The 493-nt window shown below is 39.8% G+C and carries 1 pseudogene; it reads left to right on the top strand.

The window, feature by feature from the left end:
* Positions 1 to 44: 44 nt before the first annotated feature.
* Positions 45 to 493 (top strand): annotated as a pseudogene (locus HT678_RS05770) (cell wall-binding protein); the annotation flags it as partial.

Here is a 493-nt window from a genome sequence, read left to right as displayed (position 1 = left end):
AGGTGATTCAGGTGATTAAAAATAATAATAAAGAGGTGACCTAAATGGGGAAGAAAAAGATGATTTTTGCTAGTCTAGCCAGTGCGGTAGTTTTAGGGGCTAGTCTTACTAGCGTTCAGCAATTGGCTGTAAAAGCTGATGAATCAAATACTACTAACACTAGCAAAGCATCCGAAAAATCTAAAAAGGATTTTGAAAAAGCGGAAGAAGCTAGAAAAGAAGCTGAAGCTAAAGTTGCTGAACTACAGAAAAAAGTAGAGGAAGCGAAAGCCAAAGCTGAAGAAGCTGCTAAGAAAGCGAAATCCGAAGCAGATGAGGCTAAAGTTGCAGATGAGGCAAAAGCAAAAGCTGAAAAAGCTAAACAGGCTGCTGATGCTGAGCTAGCTGCTGCTAAAAAGGAAGAAGCTGAAGCTAAAGAAGCAGTGATGAAGGCTTTGACAGAACTTGAAAAGGCTGCCGAAGCTAAAATTAGGGAAGATAACAGTATTACTGA

It is taken from the genome of Streptococcus sp. 3167, assembly GCF_013277175.1.
In the GTDB taxonomy this organism is placed as follows: Bacteria; Bacillota; Bacilli; order Lactobacillales; family Streptococcaceae; genus Streptococcus; species Streptococcus pseudopneumoniae.
The sequence above is the reverse complement of the archived record's forward strand: the minus strand, read 5'-3'. Positions and strand labels throughout refer to the sequence as shown.